The 14656-nt window shown below is 66.4% G+C and carries 10 protein-coding genes; 1 reads left to right on the top strand and 9 read right to left on the bottom strand.

Annotated elements, in window-relative coordinates:
• Positions 1-67: 67 nt before the first annotated feature.
• A complete protein-coding gene (gene putA / locus WG921_RS07740) occupies positions 68-3628 on the top strand; it encodes a bifunctional proline dehydrogenase/L-glutamate gamma-semialdehyde dehydrogenase PutA (protein ID WP_340108642.1) in 3561 nt (1186 codons plus the stop codon).
• Positions 3629-3641: 13 nt separating this feature from the next.
• On the opposite strand, the gene WG921_RS07735 is transcribed toward putA, so the two are convergent.
• The 9 genes from WG921_RS07735 to WG921_RS07695 form a co-directional block, all read right to left on the bottom strand.
• Positions 3642-4574, bottom strand: coding sequence for an esterase-like activity of phytase family protein (locus tag WG921_RS07735; protein WP_340108641.1), 933 nt, complete (start codon positions 4572-4574; stop codon positions 3642-3644).
• On the bottom strand, positions 4571-5425 hold the full coding sequence (mepA, locus tag WG921_RS07730) for a penicillin-insensitive murein endopeptidase (RefSeq protein ID WP_340108640.1): 855 nt from the start codon (positions 5423-5425) through the stop codon (positions 4571-4573). Before mepA ends, WG921_RS07735 begins: the two co-directional genes overlap by 4 nt.
• A 154-nt stretch (positions 5426-5579) precedes the next feature.
• Entirely contained in the window at positions 5580-6527 is a 948-nt protein-coding gene (locus WG921_RS07725; RefSeq protein ID WP_340108639.1) for an FAD:protein FMN transferase, read from the bottom strand.
• A complete protein-coding gene (locus WG921_RS07720; RefSeq protein WP_340108638.1) occupies positions 6524-7033 on the bottom strand; it encodes a nitrous oxide reductase accessory protein NosL in 510 nt (169 codons plus the stop codon). The genes WG921_RS07725 and WG921_RS07720 overlap by 4 nt, the downstream gene beginning before the upstream one ends.
• Entirely contained in the window at positions 7030-7848 is an 819-nt protein-coding gene (locus tag WG921_RS07715) for an ABC transporter permease (RefSeq protein WP_340108926.1), read from the bottom strand. Before WG921_RS07715 ends, WG921_RS07720 begins: the two co-directional genes overlap by 4 nt.
• On the bottom strand, positions 7848-8747 hold the full coding sequence (locus tag WG921_RS07710) for an ABC transporter ATP-binding protein (RefSeq protein WP_340108637.1): 900 nt from the start codon (positions 8745-8747) through the stop codon (positions 7848-7850). Before WG921_RS07710 ends, WG921_RS07715 begins: the two co-directional genes overlap by 1 nt.
• Positions 8737-10014 carry a nitrous oxide reductase family maturation protein NosD gene (locus tag WG921_RS07705; RefSeq protein WP_340108636.1) on the bottom strand — a complete coding sequence of 426 codons (1278 nt, stop codon included), beginning with the start codon at positions 10012-10014 and terminating at the stop codon, positions 8737-8739. Before WG921_RS07705 ends, WG921_RS07710 begins: the two co-directional genes overlap by 11 nt.
• A 3-nt stretch (positions 10015-10017) precedes the next feature.
• Positions 10018-11934 carry a TAT-dependent nitrous-oxide reductase gene (nosZ, locus tag WG921_RS07700; RefSeq protein WP_340108635.1) on the bottom strand — a complete coding sequence of 639 codons (1917 nt, stop codon included), beginning with the start codon at positions 11932-11934 and terminating at the stop codon, positions 10018-10020.
• Position 11935: 1 nt separating this feature from the next.
• Positions 11936-14104, bottom strand: a complete 2169-nt coding sequence (locus WG921_RS07695) for a 4Fe-4S binding protein (RefSeq protein ID WP_413788573.1) — start codon at positions 14102-14104, stop codon at positions 11936-11938.
• Positions 14105-14656 lie beyond the last annotated feature (552 nt).

The raw sequence follows: 14656 nt of genomic DNA, 5'->3' as shown, positions 1-14656 counted from the left end.
AATTAAGGTCGATCTGGCGCCGGTTCCTGTTAACCTGCGTCAGACGTCTCAACCGGAAGACTCAGCCATGGATCAGATTCGCCGCGCGCTCCGCAATGCAGAAAAGTCCGACGAGGCTGAATGCGTCTCGGCGTTGATCCGGATGGCGGCGCTTTCACCGGCGGACCGCGCGGCGGCGACGGCGGAGGCGGCGAAACTGGTCCGCGCCGTGCGCGGCGCCGGGGCGCCCGGGCTGATGGAGAGCTTTCTCGCGGAATACGGCCTCTCCACCACCGAAGGGGTGGCGTTGATGTGCCTCGCGGAGGCGTTGTTGCGCGTGCCGGATTCGGAGACGATAGACGACCTTATCCAGGACAAGGTGGCGCCGCATGACTGGGGCGCGCATATCGGGGATTCAGGCTCGATCCTCGTCAACGCCTCGACCTGGGCGCTCATGCTGACGGGCAGGGTGCTGGAGGATGAGGAGACCGGCGTCACCGGGGCGCTCCGGGGCATGGTGCGCCGGCTTGGCGAGCCGGTGATCCGCCGCGCCGTCGGCGCCGCGATGCGCGAGATGGGGTCCGCTTTCGTGCTTGGCGAGACGATCTCGGCGGCGATGAAACGGGGCGACGCCATGGTCGCCAAGGGCTACACCTATTCCTACGACATGCTCGGCGAGGCGGCGCGCACGATGGCGGACGCGGACCGCTATCTCGCCGCCTACGAAGCCGCGATCGCCGCGATCGCGAGCCGGGCCAAATCGGACGACATCGGCGCCAATCCGGGGATTTCGGTGAAGCTTTCGGCGCTTCACCCGCGCTATGAACGGAGGCAGAAGGCGGTGAGCGCGCCCGAGGTCGCGGCGCGTCTCCTCTCTCTCGCCGAAAAGGCGAAGGCCGCGCGCATCGGCCTGAACGTGGACGCGGAAGAGGTCGATCGCCTCGATCTGTCGCTCGACGTGATCGAGACCGCGCTGAGCGCGCCGTCCCTGAAAGGCTGGGACGGATTCGGCGTCGTCGTGCAGGCGTATCAACGGCGCGCGCCGCTGGTGATCGACTGGCTTCACGCGCTGGCGGAGAAGCTGGACCGCCGGATCATGGTGCGGCTGGTCAAGGGCGCGTATTGGGACACCGAAATCAAGCGGGCGCAGGTGATGGGGCTCTCGCATTATCCGGTCTTCACGCGGAAGGCGGCGACGGATGTGAGCTATCTCGGCTGCGCGCGCAAGCTGCTCGGGCTGCGGGACCGGATCTATCCGCAGTTCGCCACCCACAACGCGCACAGCGCGACGACGATTCTCGGCATGGCCGGGGGCGTCGACCAGAGCTTCGAATTTCAGCGTCTTCACGGCATGGGGGAGGCGCTACACGAGGCGCTCCATCAGCAGACCGGCGTGCGCTGCCGAATCTACGCGCCCGTCGGCGCGCATGAGGACCTGCTCGCCTATCTGGTCCGGCGGTTGCTGGAGAACGGCGCCAACTCCAGCTTCGTGAACCAGATCACGGACGAGTCGGTTCCGGCGGAGGAGGTCGCCGCCGACCCTTACGAGACGCTGGAGGCTGCGCCGGTTCCCAACCCGCTGCTGCCGGCGCCGGCGGATCTCTTCGCGCCGGAGCGTCGGAACTCGAAAGGGTGGGACATCGCCGGAGAGAGCGACCTCGCCGAGATAGACGCCGCCGCCGCGCCATTCCGCGCCCATGTCTGGGGAGAGGAGGGCGAGGAGCGGCGCGAGCCCGCGACCGGCGCGCTGGTCGGGCGTGTGACGTGGACGACCCCGGAGGAGGTGGGCGCCGCGCTGACCGCCGCGGCCGCTGCGGCGCCGGATTGGGCGGCGCGCCCGGCGGCCGACCGGGCGGCGGCGTTGAATCGGGCGGCGGACCTTTACGAGGCGCATTTCGGCGAAATTATCGCCCTTGTGACGCGAGAAGCGGGCAAGACCCTTGACGACGCGGTGGCGGAGTTGCGCGAGGCGGTGGATTTTCTCCGGTTCTACGCTGCGGGGATCGAGGGCGCGCCGGGCGCCGCGCGCGGCGTAATCGCATGCATCTCCCCCTGGAATTTCCCGCTCGCGATCTTCACCGGGCAGATCGCCGCCGCTCTGGCGACGGGGAACGCGGTGGTGGCCAAGCCCGCCGAGCAGACGCCGCTCATCGCCGCGCTCGGCGTTCGGCTGCTCCATAAGGCGGGCGTGCCGGCGGATGCGCTGCGCCTCGTTCAGGGGGCGGGCGATGTCGGCGCCGCGCTTGCCGCGGACCCGCGTCTCGGCGGCGTTTGCTTCACCGGCTCGGTCGAGGTTGCGAAGCTGATCGACAGGCAATTGGCGGAAACGGCGCCTGAGGCGATGCTGATCGCGGAGACTGGCGGGCTGAATGCGATGATCGTCGACAGCACCGCGTTGCCGGAGCAGGCGGTCCGCGACATCATCGCCTCCGCGTTCCAGAGCGCCGGGCAACGCTGCTCCGCGCTCAGAATCCTCTATGTGCAGGAGGATATCGCGCCGAAGCTTCTGAAGATGCTTTTCGGCGCGATGGACGCGCTTCGTCTCGGCGATCCGTCGGCGCTCGACACCGATATCGGTCCGGTGATCGACGAAGAGGCGCGCACGATGATCGACACATATGTCGAGGCGGCGCGGGCTGAGGGGCGGCTCCTGCACCGGATCGCCGCGCCGAAGACAGGCGTCTTCGCCGCGCCCGCGGCGATCCGGGTGGCGGGGATCGAAGATATCGAGCGGGAGATTTTCGGGCCGGTTCTGCATGTCGCCACATTCGCGGCCGACCAGATCGAGTCGGTGATGAACGCGGTGAACGCAAAGGGTTACGGGCTCACCTTGGGGCTTCACACCCGGATCGACCGGCGCGTCCAGACCATCGTCGACACGGCCGAGGTCGGCAATCTCTATGTCAATCGGAACCAGATCGGCGCCATCGTCGGCTCCCAGCCCTTTGGCGGGGAGGGGCTCTCCGGCACCGGGCCGAAGGCGGGAGGCCCGCACTATCTCGCGCGGTTTCGGAGCCGCCCGGCGCCGGGCCCGTCTCCGGCGCCGGTGAAGGACGCGGCCCCGTTGGACGAGGCGGCGGCGCGCGCGCTTCTGGAGAAAAGCGCGCCCGGGCCGTGGCGTGCGAGGGAAGACCGGATAGATGTGCTGCGCAAGCTGTTGCGCGGGCGCGCGGCGGCGGCGATGGCGGCGGCGGCGGCGCTCGATTGCGGGCCGTTGGACCTGCCCGGGCCGACCGGGGAGTCGAACCGTCTGCAGCTTGCGCCGCTTGGCCGCGTGGTCTGCGTCGGCGGCGGTCCGGCGCTTCTCGGCCATGTCGTTCAGGCGCTTCGCGTTGGAAACGCCGTGCTCGCCATCGGACCGGACGCCGCGCGCGTCGTCGGCCCGCTCCTCGATCCGCGTCTGCCGCTGGCCGCGCTTGACGGGCGCCCTGGCGACGCGTTCTTCGCCGGAGCGCCGTTTGACGCGGTGGCGCTTTCGGATCCGGAGATGGTGGCGTTCTGTCGCCGCGCGTTGGCCTCCCGGCCGGGCCCCATCGTCCGGCTGATCACCGAGGAGGTCGCTCCCGAACGCTTCGCCGCCGAGCGATCGCTCTCGATCGACACGACCGCCGCCGGCGGCAACGCGCAGCTTCTCGCGGCGGCGAGCTAAACGCCCCGCCGCATCACCTCGTCACTTCGAACAGCGCCAGGACATTGCGCTCGAAGGGCATGAAATTGTCGTCCGATGCGATGAGCAGGAAGGTTCGCCCGTTCTCGCGCCAGAGCGTGACGCCTTCGATGTTGTCGATCGCCGTCTCGGCGCCGAGCGAGATAAGCTCCTCTTCAAGGCGCGGCTCCGGTTCCGCGCCCCATTTGAACCGGCGAAGGCGAAACCTGAAGCCGGCGGTGAAGGAGAAGGCGCGCTCGGTGACATAAAGATACCCATTGGGGCCGAACGCGGCGCCGGTCGGGGCAAAAGGCCCGCGTTGCGGCAGGGTTTTCATCTCCCAATCAGGGCCCTGGTTCACCCATGCGGTGAAGCGCCCATCGCTGGCGGCTTCGCCGATCGCCCAGAGGCCGCCGTCCGGCGCGCGCGCCAGCGATTCTATCCCATTGTTCTCATTCAGCTGCGCCCATGCCGGATGCCTGATCGTGCGGCTCGCCGGCCCCCCCGGCTCCGCGAACTCCCAGATCCGGTGATAGCCTTCGAAGGAGACCCAGACCTGGCCGGTTTCCGGATCGCGCGTCAGGTCTTCGGCGTCGCGCGCGCCTCTCGGCGCCGGTTCTCCCTTCGCGCCCAGAATTGGCGCGATCCGGACGGCCCCCACCCCGACCAGCCGCCCGCCGACAAGGTCGAGCTCGAAGCGGATCCAGTCGCCAGAATCGGTGATTGCGAGAACCGAACGCGGACCTTCCATCGTCAGCCCGGATATGCCGCCGAACCGCAGCTCCGGCGGATGGATGGCGATGGCGCCGCGAAAGATCAGCGGCCCGTTCGGAGGCGCCGTGAAGGTCATCGGCCGGCTTCTCGTCGCCATCGCGGAAGAAAACGGATCCGCACGCAAAAGCGTCGGCGGCGACGCCAGAAGCGCCGCGGCCAGGGCGAGGGCGATCATTCCGCGGCCAGAACGCCGGCGCAGGCGGGCGGCAGATCGGCGAGGGTGAGAGCCGGCTTCGGCGTCGACTTGGGCGCGGGTTTCGGGTTGAGCGCTTCATCCGAGAACCACCACGCAAGGGTGTCGCCGCAGCCGTCGCCCGGCGGCGGCGGGGCCTGATCTTCGCATTCGCCGGCGTCGGGCGGGCAGGAGAGGCGCACATGGAAATGCGCCGCGTGTCCCCACCAGGGGCGTATTTTCCGGAGCCAGAGCCGGTTGTCGGCGGCTTCATCGCGGCAAAGCGCGGCCTTTATCGCGGCGTTGACGAAGATCCGTGCGACGGCGTCGTCCTCAGCCGCGGCCCGGAGCAAGCGGGCGTGCGCGGGCGTCCAGTGTTCGTTCACGCTTCGGCGATCCGCGCCAACCACGCTGAAGGAGCTGATCTTGCTTCGCTCCGCGCGGGACAGCTCCCGGGCGTATCCCGGCCTCATCCAGATATCGGCGTCGAGCCCGATCTGGTGCGATTGGTGCCCTGACGTCATCGGGCCGCCGCGCGGTTGGCTGAGGTCTCCGACCAGAATCCCCTCCCAGCCGAGGGAGTCGGCGGCTGCGCCGAGACGCGTGATGAACGCGATCAACGCCGGATGCCCCCAGTTGCGATTGCGCTCCAGCCGCATCGCCTGCCATGAGGGGCCGGTCTCGGGCAGCCGGACGCCGCCCGCGAGGCATCCTTTGGCGTAAGAGCCGAGCGGCGCGTGTGCGCTCGTCAGGGTCGGCGTCGCTTGAGCGCCGAAAAGCTGCTTCGCCGGCTCGGCGCTGACGGCGCAGGCCGCGGCGGAAGCGGCGATCATGATGGCGACAAACAGCTTCACTGGCCATGACTCCTCGAAAATGACGCCCGGACGGCACCGTAGCGCGGCGGCGGAACGCAGAAAATCGAAATCGGCGAGCAGCGCTCACGGCCTCTCGGCCGCCTCTTTCAATGTCGCGCGGCCGGACTGCGGCTCCCGAGCATGAGCGGCGCCCTTACGCCACGCTTACGCGTGGTCCGAGCGCTTCGAGCCTGGCGGCGGGATGGGACAGAAGCGCCGCGGAGACGTCCTTGTCGTCCATGATGCAGAACGCCGTCGAAAGCGCATCCGCCAGCGCCGCGCGATCCGCGGAGACTGATACGATGTCGCGCAGCGCATGCGGCGCCCCGTGCCGCGGGTCGAGAATATGGCCGACATCGCCGTCGTCTCCGATGCGCGTGCCCATCGGAGAAGAGGTCGCGAGCGCCCGGTCCTTCAGGGTCGTGCGGCGGATGACGCGGCCGTCCGGGGCCGCAACGCCAACCTGCCAGGCGCCGCCGTCCGCGCGACGCCCCAATCCCGCGATCTCGCCCATATCGACAAGAACGTCGCTGAACCCGCGCCCGCGCAGCAGCGCCGCGACGCGGTCGGTGATATAGCCCTGCGCGATCCCGTTCAGCGTCATGGCCATGCGGGGATGCGCGAAGGCGATTTCTGTCGGTTCGATCCGCACATCGCTCCAGCCGGTCCGCGCGCGCGCGGCGGTCAGCATGGCCCGGTCCGGCGCGTGACCGGGGGTCTCGGCGTAAAGCGCCCAGAGCGGTTGGATGGTTGGATCGAATGCGCCATTCGTGCTCGCGTGGATCGCCCCGGCGAGCGACAGAAGCTCCAGCATCTCGGGCGGCGGCGCCGGGAGGCGCCCGTCCCGGTTGAGAACGGAAAGGGCGGACCCGGCCCTGTAGAGGCTGAATATGTCCTCAAGCCGCGACAATTCCGCCTCGACCGCGGCGAAGTCGCCGCGCGCCTCGCGGCGGTCGACCCCGACCAGGCGCAGAGACGCGCCCGCGCCCAGCGCCGCGCCGCGCCATTCCGCGACCGGGGCCGACGCATGCGCCATGGCGGGCAGCGCCGCGAACGCGGCGGTGATGGTCAGAAACCGACGACGGGGAAGATCGGATGTCATGCGGGGTCCTCCAGAACGCGATCCAGATCGACGGGGCCGAGAGCCGCATCGTCCGGAATTTCATCGAGCGTCATCACCGTTCCGCCATAAAGCCGCGTAAAGGCCTGCGCGCTTTCCCTGGTTGCGAAAGGCGCGATCTCAGGCGCCCCCATTCCGCCCCTGACATCGGCGCCGACAACGTAGAGGGCCGATCGCGCGTCGGTCCAGTTCATGTCGCCGGGCTGGGCCCAGCTTTGCGCCGACCCCATGTCGCTGACATAGATCGCGGTTATGTCCGCCTCCCGCTCCGGCCCTTTCAGGTAGGCGACGACATCGCGGACCTGGGCGAAGAACAGGGGCTGCGGGAAATTCGCAAGATGTATCTGGCCCTTGGGGCCATCGTGCCCGGCGATGTGCATCTGGCAGAAATACCCCAGCGCATCGTCGGTCAGGGCGACCGGGGCGGGCGCCTCAGCCACTTCCTGGTCGCACGCGGCCAGCAGCGCTATGAGCGCGATCCACCTCATGGCTCCACCCTTCCAAAGCACCAGCGCGCGAAAAGAAATCCGAGCGGCGGCCAGACCAGCAGCGAGAGCGGCGCGGCCCACGCCGGCAGGGCGCTCGCCGCGCCGGACAATCCCGACGCCAACGCGACAGTCTCGTCGGCGATGTTCCAGAGCCGGAACGCGTCGGCGGGATTGGCGGTCATCAGCCAGGGGAAGACGCGCTGCGTGAACACGCCGCCATCATCGAGCACGACGGCGCCGAGCAGGCCAAGATCGAAGAGCACGACGAGGATCAGCCAGGCGCCCGCGGACAGGCCCGCCGCCGCGGTCGAGCTGCTCGATAGCGAGGAGAGAGCGTAGCCGAGGGCGAGAAACGCCGCGCCGAGCAGGATGGAGGTCAGGAGGAGCCGCAACAGCGCGATCAGGCTTTCAGCGGACGCGCCCCCCAGGGCGGCCGTGACAAGTCCGGCCGCGCCAAACCCCAGAGCCATCGCAATCGCGAGCGCGGCAAGATGGGCGCTGAACTTGCCCAGCAGGATCTCGGCGCGCGAAACCGGATAGGAGAGGATCAGGGCGAGGCCGCCGCGCTCCGCTTCGCCGGCGATGCCGTCGAACGAGATCATCAGCGCGAGAAGCGGCGCGAGATAGACCGAAAGCGTGGTCATCGAAGCGACGGCGATCGTCAGCATGTCGACGCCGAGCACACCGGTGGGCGCGCTGCCCGCGAAGGTGAGCGCGAGCGCGAAAAGCACCATGATCAGCGTCGCCGTCAACACCCAACGGTTGCGCAACGCAATTCGGAATTCCGTTCCGGCGATTGCGAGAACACGGGCGATCATCGCGGCGCCTCCGTCGAATAATGACGGTAGAGATCTTCGAGATTCGGCGGCGAGATATCGAAATCGGCAACGGCGTCTCCGAGCGCGACGATCCGTCTCAGCCTGTCCATCTTTCCGTTCGCCGGACATTGGAGATCCACCGTCATCCCGTTCACACGCGTCCCGCCAAGCATGTCGGCGACATGGTCCGCGGCCCCGCTACTGGCCGTGACGCGCAGTCGGATCGGAAGGCCTGCGCGCTCCGAGAGATTCGGAAGCGTGTCGTCGGCGACCAGCCGTCCGTCCTTCATGATCGCGATCCGCTCGGCGCGCGCCTCGACTTCGGTCAACGCATGGCTGGCGATCAGAACGGCGGCGCCGCCCGCGGCGAGTTCGTCGATAATGGCGTAAAGCTCTCGCCGGGACGTGGGATCGAGGCCGCTGGTCGGCTCATCCAGCAGGACGACCTTCGGCTTTCCCAAAAGGACCTGAGCCATTCCCAACCGCTGCCGCATCCCCTTGGAATAGGTTCCTAGCCTCCGGTCGGCCGCCTCCGTCAGGCCGACGCGGTCGAGCAACGCAGCCACGACGCCTTTCGAGACGCCCGCCAGCCGCGCGAAAAGCGTCAATTGTTCGCGCCCCGTCAGCGCCTTGTGAAATGTGACGGCCTCGGGGAGATAGGCGGTGGCGCGGCGCGCCTCCATCGTTCCGGGCGCGGCGCCGGCCACGGCGACGGTTCCGCTGCTGGCCGGAGTCAGCCCCAGTGCGATTTTCATCAGTGTCGATTTGCCGGCGCCGTTATGTCCCAGAAGCGCCACCCGCTCGCCCGAACGGACCAGAAGCGACACATCGCTGAGGACGGCCCGCGATCCGCGCCGTTTGCCGACGCCTTCGATCCGCAACGCCTCATCCCGCATGATCATGCTCCGGATCGGGCCCCGGATCGGGAACGTCGATTTCGACCGGCCGCATCAGCGGATGGGAATCCACGACGCCGCCGGGCAGCAGCGCCGGGAACGCCGATTGCGACCATTTCACCAACTGCACGGCGGGCGAGCCCAACAACATCTTCGCCGCGGGTTGCGACCAGAGGATGTGATCCATGCTGTCATTGGGCCGATAGGGCGCGTCGGCGACGCCGTCGCCGTTCACGTCATAGGCGGCGAAGTCGCTCCAGTAATTGCCGCGACCTTCGGTCGACCATTCGACCCATTTCGTCGAGACATACTTGACCTGGGTCCTGTTGCCGATGAAGGCGTTTTCGCTAACCTCGTTTCGCTCCGATCCGGCGGTGAAGTGGATGCCGATCCCGCACCCTTCGAAGCGGTTGCCGGCGACATGGTTGCGGTGGGCGTTATACATGAACAAGCAACGGTTCTCTCCGTTGCGCACCAGATTGCCGGTGATCTCGGATTTCGTCACATAGTTCAGCATGACGCCGTGTTCGGCGTCGCCGATCGAGACATTTCCCGTCACCTTGACCCGGTCGGAGAACATGATCGCGTAGCCAAGGTCGTTGCCGATCGAGACGTTGCCGGAGACCTCGCTGCGATTGGCGTACATGTAATGCACCGCAAAGCGCAGATCCCGAAAGATATTGTTGCGAAAGATGTTGTTTTTCGACGTGTTCACGAAGATGCCGTCGCGGCCCCACATGATGTCGTTGTTCTCGACCACGGCCCCCGGCGCATTCCAGACATAGACGCCGTTGCCCCGGTCGTTCATCCGGTGGTCCCGCCTTCCGCGGATGGTGTTTCCCGACACCAGGGCGTCCTTCGCGCCGTGAATGTCGACGCCATAAAGATTGCCGAGCAGCGTGTTGTCCCGAATGACCGGGCGTTCCGCGGTCTTGGTCAACTGAACGCCGGAATCGATGGTCTCATGCGACGATCCCGACCCCTGAATGGTCAGCCCCCGGACCACCACGTCGGGCCCGGTCACCGTCACGGCGCTGCCGGTTCCGGCGCTTTCCAGCGTCGCCGCGCCGCCGCCGTCGATCGTCACCGGCCGGTCGAGAACCAGGGTGTCGCGGTAGACGCCGGGCCGCAGACGGAGGATGTCTCCGTCCGCGGCTTTGGCGAGTGCCGCCGACAGGGCGCCATCGCCCGGCCGCACGTCGATCTCCGCCGCCAGGCCGAGGGCTGGCGGCGAGAAGAGAACGCAAATGGCCAGGCGAAGGCGCATCGCTCAGACGCCCGCCGGCTCGACCAGCATCCGCCCGCGCATCTCCATGTGCAGAGCGTGGCAGAACCACTGGCAATAGTACCAGTGCACGCCCGGCCGATCGGCGGTGAATGTGACCGAGGCGGTGGCCTGCGGCCCGATCTCCATCGCGACGCCGTAATTGTTCAGCGTGAAGCCGTGGGTCAGATCCTCGACATCGTCGATATTGGTCACATAGATCGTCACCTCGTCGCCCTGCTTGACGGTGAACTTCTCCAGGCTGAACGTCGGGGCGACGGAATACATGTAGACCCGCACCTTGTTCCCGTCCCGGATCGGCTCGTCCGCGCCGTCTTCCAGATAGACGCCATCCGCTTCCGCCTGCTTGCGGGCTTCCTCCCACATCGGATCTTCGCGGTCCCAGATGCTGACCGGGTTCACGATGTCGCTGCGCACAAGCACGACGTCATGCGGCTCCGCAAAGGCCGGGCCGTCATGAACCACCTTCATGTCATCCGACGAGATGTCGATGAGCTGCTCGTTCTCGGGCTTCAGAGGCCCCACGTTCAGGAATCGGTCCTTCGAGAATTTGTTGAGAGAGATCAGCCATTTGCCGTCCGCGTCCTTGGTCTCGCCCATCGTGGTGTGGTTGTGGCCCGGCTGATAGTGCACATCGACCTTGGAGACGATGGGATCGATATCCTCGTCAGTATAGGCTTGGACGGCTTTCTCGATACTCCACTTCACGACCTGGCTGTCGATGAACAGCGTCGTATAGGCGAAGCCCTTGCCGTCGAAGGCGGTGTGAAGCGGTCCGAGACCCAGTTGCGGCTCCGCCACGATGCAGGAGCGCGGATCCGCGTCGCTGTCGAACAGGGCGTCGAGCTTGCGCACATCGATCACCGAACAGGTTGGCGACAGCTTGCCGTTGATCACGATGTAATTGCCGTCCGGGGCGGCGTTGCACCCATGCGGACTGTTCGGGATGGGGATGTAGCGCGTGTACTTCTTGTTCTGGCCCTTGCGTCCGTCGATGACGGGCACGCCGTTCAGCATCCGGACGTCGCCGCTCTTTACGCCCTTTTCAATCTCCTTGATGTTGAAAACGACGACATGGTCCATCTCGTTCTCGGTCATCTCGGCCAGGTTCATGCCCATTTCCGAGTTGTACGAGGTCGAGAAGGCGTATTTCCCCTGATAATCCGCGTCCGTGTTGTCAAGGTTGCCCGAAACCATGACCTGCCAGGAAACCTTCATCTCGTCGCCGTCGATCGCGGTGAAGAAATTGACGTATTTATCCGGCTCATCCAGAATCTCGCCGTCGTTGACCATCGGCGTCTCGTCCTCGCCATTCGCGAACACATAGCCGGTGCGCGGGAACCGCTGCGGGCGGAGGCCGTGGATCGCATGCGCGTTGGGAATTTCGATGATCTTGTCGCATTTCATCACATCGCAGCGCACACGAGCGACCCGGCTGTTGGCCTTGTCGTTCATGAACAGATAGCGCCCGTCATAGGTGCCGTCGGTGAACGACATGTGCGGATGATGCAGATCCCCGTTGTCGTAGGTCTTCATGCCCTTCTTCGCCAGAAATTCGCGGGTTTCTGGCAACAGACCCTCGGTCAGGATCTTGAGCGATTCATTGGTCTGGCCCCATCCGGTCGCGGAGCACCGGTTGAACACCGGCACCCGCACAAGCTCACGCATGGACGGGAAGCCAAGGATCCGCATCTCGCCAGCCTGACCCGAAGACCAGAACCCATAATATTCGTCCAGCTCGCCCGGCGAGAGTTCGTATTTTGGCGTCGCGCCCTGAGCCTTTGCGGCGCTGGCGTTGAACCACGCGGCGCCCGCGCCGGTCGTGGCCAGGGCGGCCCCCGTGGCGCTCGCGCCGAGCATGCGTCGGCGCGTCAGCGACTGCTCTTCCTTGTCGGCGGTCATGTCAGATCTCCTTCGGTTTCGGGTCCTTGGAAAGCATGCGCTCCATCGCAGCCTTGTTCGCGGCCGCGGACACCTGATCCCTGGCGCGCCGCTTGAGCTTCTTGATCACCACCGGGCATCTGTCCTCGGACTGATAGAGCATCTGGCAGTGCAGACATTCGATACACTCGTTGGGGTTGATCTCGCCCGTCGGGTGGATCGCCTGCACCGGACATTCAATGGCGCAGACCTGGCAGGGATTGCCGCATTCCTTGTAGCGGCGCAGCCAGTCGAACATGCGGATCCGCGCCGGAATGGCGAGGCCGGCGCCGAGCGGGCAAAGGTACCGACAATAAAACCGCTCAACGAACAGGCCGGTCAACAGAATGACTCCAGCGTAGACCACGAACGGCCAGTCGCGCACGAAATTGAGAATGATCGCGGTCTTGAACGGCTCCACCTCGGCGAGCTTCTCGGACAGCGGCACCGAATAGAGCGAAACGCCGAACAGCCCGAGAAAGAGCATGTACTTGAGCGGCCAGAGCCGTTCGTGAAGGCCCCAGGGCACAGTCCATTGCGGCAGGCGCAGGGCGCGGCCGATCTGGTTGCTCAACTCCTGCAAGGCGCCGAAGGGGCACAACCAGCCGCAATAGGCGCCGCGCCCCCAAAAGATCAGCGAAGCGGCGACGGCGAACCATTGGATGAACACCAGCGGGTCGAGCAGGAAGGCGTCCCAGGTGAAGCCGCTGCGCATCGCCGCTCCGAGCGCGATGAGGTTGACCACGGAAAGCTGCGCATTGGCGTACCAACCGATGAACACCAAGGTCATCGTCAGGAACCCCATGCGGAACCAGTAGAACCGCCGCTCGTTCACGGTGACGTGGAACTGGAAGAAGAACGTCAGCGTCAGGACGCCGAGCATCACGACCAGAATGGCGATTTCGACGGCGCGGTCCCGCCATATCCGTTGCCAGAGCGCGCGCTTGGCGGCGGCTTCGCTCCCGTCCTCGGCGGCGGCGCCGCTGTCTGTCGAGGCGGGGGCCGCGACGACCGGCGCGAGATAGGTTTCAGGCAGCCGATAGTCGAGATCGAAAGTCAGAAAGCTCTTGTCGACGGCGCCGACGCTCCGTTGAACCAGAAGCTGCAGCCTGAACGGCTCGGTTGCGTCGAACCCGGCGTCCGCAGGGATCTTGAACAGGTCGACTTCCTGAAAGTCCGGCGAGTCCGGTGTGGCGAGCCCGCCCAGCCGGCGATGCTGCTTGTCGAAGAAACGGACCGACTGATCGCCCTGGATCAGATGGATGCGGTCAAAGATGCCGCCGCGCACATAGCCCGATCCCTTGAAGGAATAGCGGCCGCGCGCGGCGATGACGATCGCCTGTTCGCCGTCGTTCAGCCAGGCGGCGAGGTTGGCGTATTCGGCGTCGCCCAGCAAGCTCTCGCCGATCGCGGGGACGCTGACAACCGCCAGGTTGAGGTCGATGAATTCGTCTTCCGGCGCGCCCTTTTCGGGGCGGGCCATGGCCCGCTTGTCGCCGGTCGCGTCGAAGGCGGCGTTCACCTCTCCCACGCTCAACAGGAGGCGCCGCACGGAGCCGTCCCCGGTCAGGCTGTCCCAGCTTCGGCCGGCCTCCACGGACAGGTCGAGCTGGCGGCGCGGCCCCGCCGCAACCGCGGGGGCGAGCCCGCCGAGACCCAGCAGCCGCGCGACCTTGATCCCCGACCGGGTCAGGGAATCGTCGATGACCATCACCGTCACCGTGGCGCCCGAGATGATGTCGAGATCATGCGATCCCCCGCCGGCGGCCGCCTCCGCCTTCAGATCGAGGCCGACATAGCCGTCGATCAACGCGCGGACCTTGGCCTCGGGGATGCCGATCAGCACGATGGGTTCGGAATGCTCCACCAGCTTCGCGCCGGTCAGAACCGCGTCGGGGGTCATCGCGGCGACAACATGAATCGGCTTGCCGGAATACCCTGTGGTGCCGACGAAATCAGACGTCAGAAAGGCGTAGCCGATGGTTTTCGACCCCGCGAGGACCGGCGCCGTCGGCGTATCCGCGCCTACCGGTCCGAACGCGGTCGCGCCGTCCATCAGGTCGGCCGGATCGATTGTCGACAGGAAGCGGCCGAGTTCCGATGCGCGCAAAGGCGTCGCGATCAGGATCAGGATCGCCAGCGCGCGGACCAGGGCGAGCGCGGCTTTTCGGACGTCGGCAAAGGTCGCCTCCGGCGACGCCGGCCAAGGTCGACCGGCATCGGCGCCCGATTGCCGAATATTGAACTTTTGGAGCGTCTGGACGTTGAATTCGATCAAGTCGGGCTCCAGTTCTGTCTCTTTGAACGTCGGACGATTCAGGTCGATCCCATCTCGTCGAGTAGTCCTCCGTTTCAGGGTAATATCGTGCCAGATTAACTGGACGTCATAAATCTTCCTTCGTGCGGCCCATAGACCACTTTACATTTGTCAATCTGCGCGGATCGATTTGGATAAATGAGACGTTCTCATTCGTAGGACGAATTTTACGTTCCCCGTCAGGTTCTTAGTGGAGCGTCGCCACAGCGGACCCACCGGCGCCGCGCGCGGTTACAGCGGACCCACCGGCGCCGCGCGCGGTTGACGGGCGTTCATGGTCCGCCGCGCAGCCAGTATTGCGAAGGGCTGGAGCGCCTCGCGCGGCGGAGAGACGGATCTCGCCGCGCCATTGACACGTTCGCGGCGCTATCCACTTCTGCGGGCGAT

Source organism: Paludibacillus litoralis (assembly GCF_037646705.1).
In the GTDB taxonomy this organism is placed as follows: Bacteria; Pseudomonadota; Alphaproteobacteria; order Rhodobacterales; family Rhodobacteraceae; genus Pikeienuella; species Pikeienuella litoralis.
Note: the sequence above shows the minus strand (reverse complement) of the source record. Positions and strands in the feature narration are given on the sequence as shown.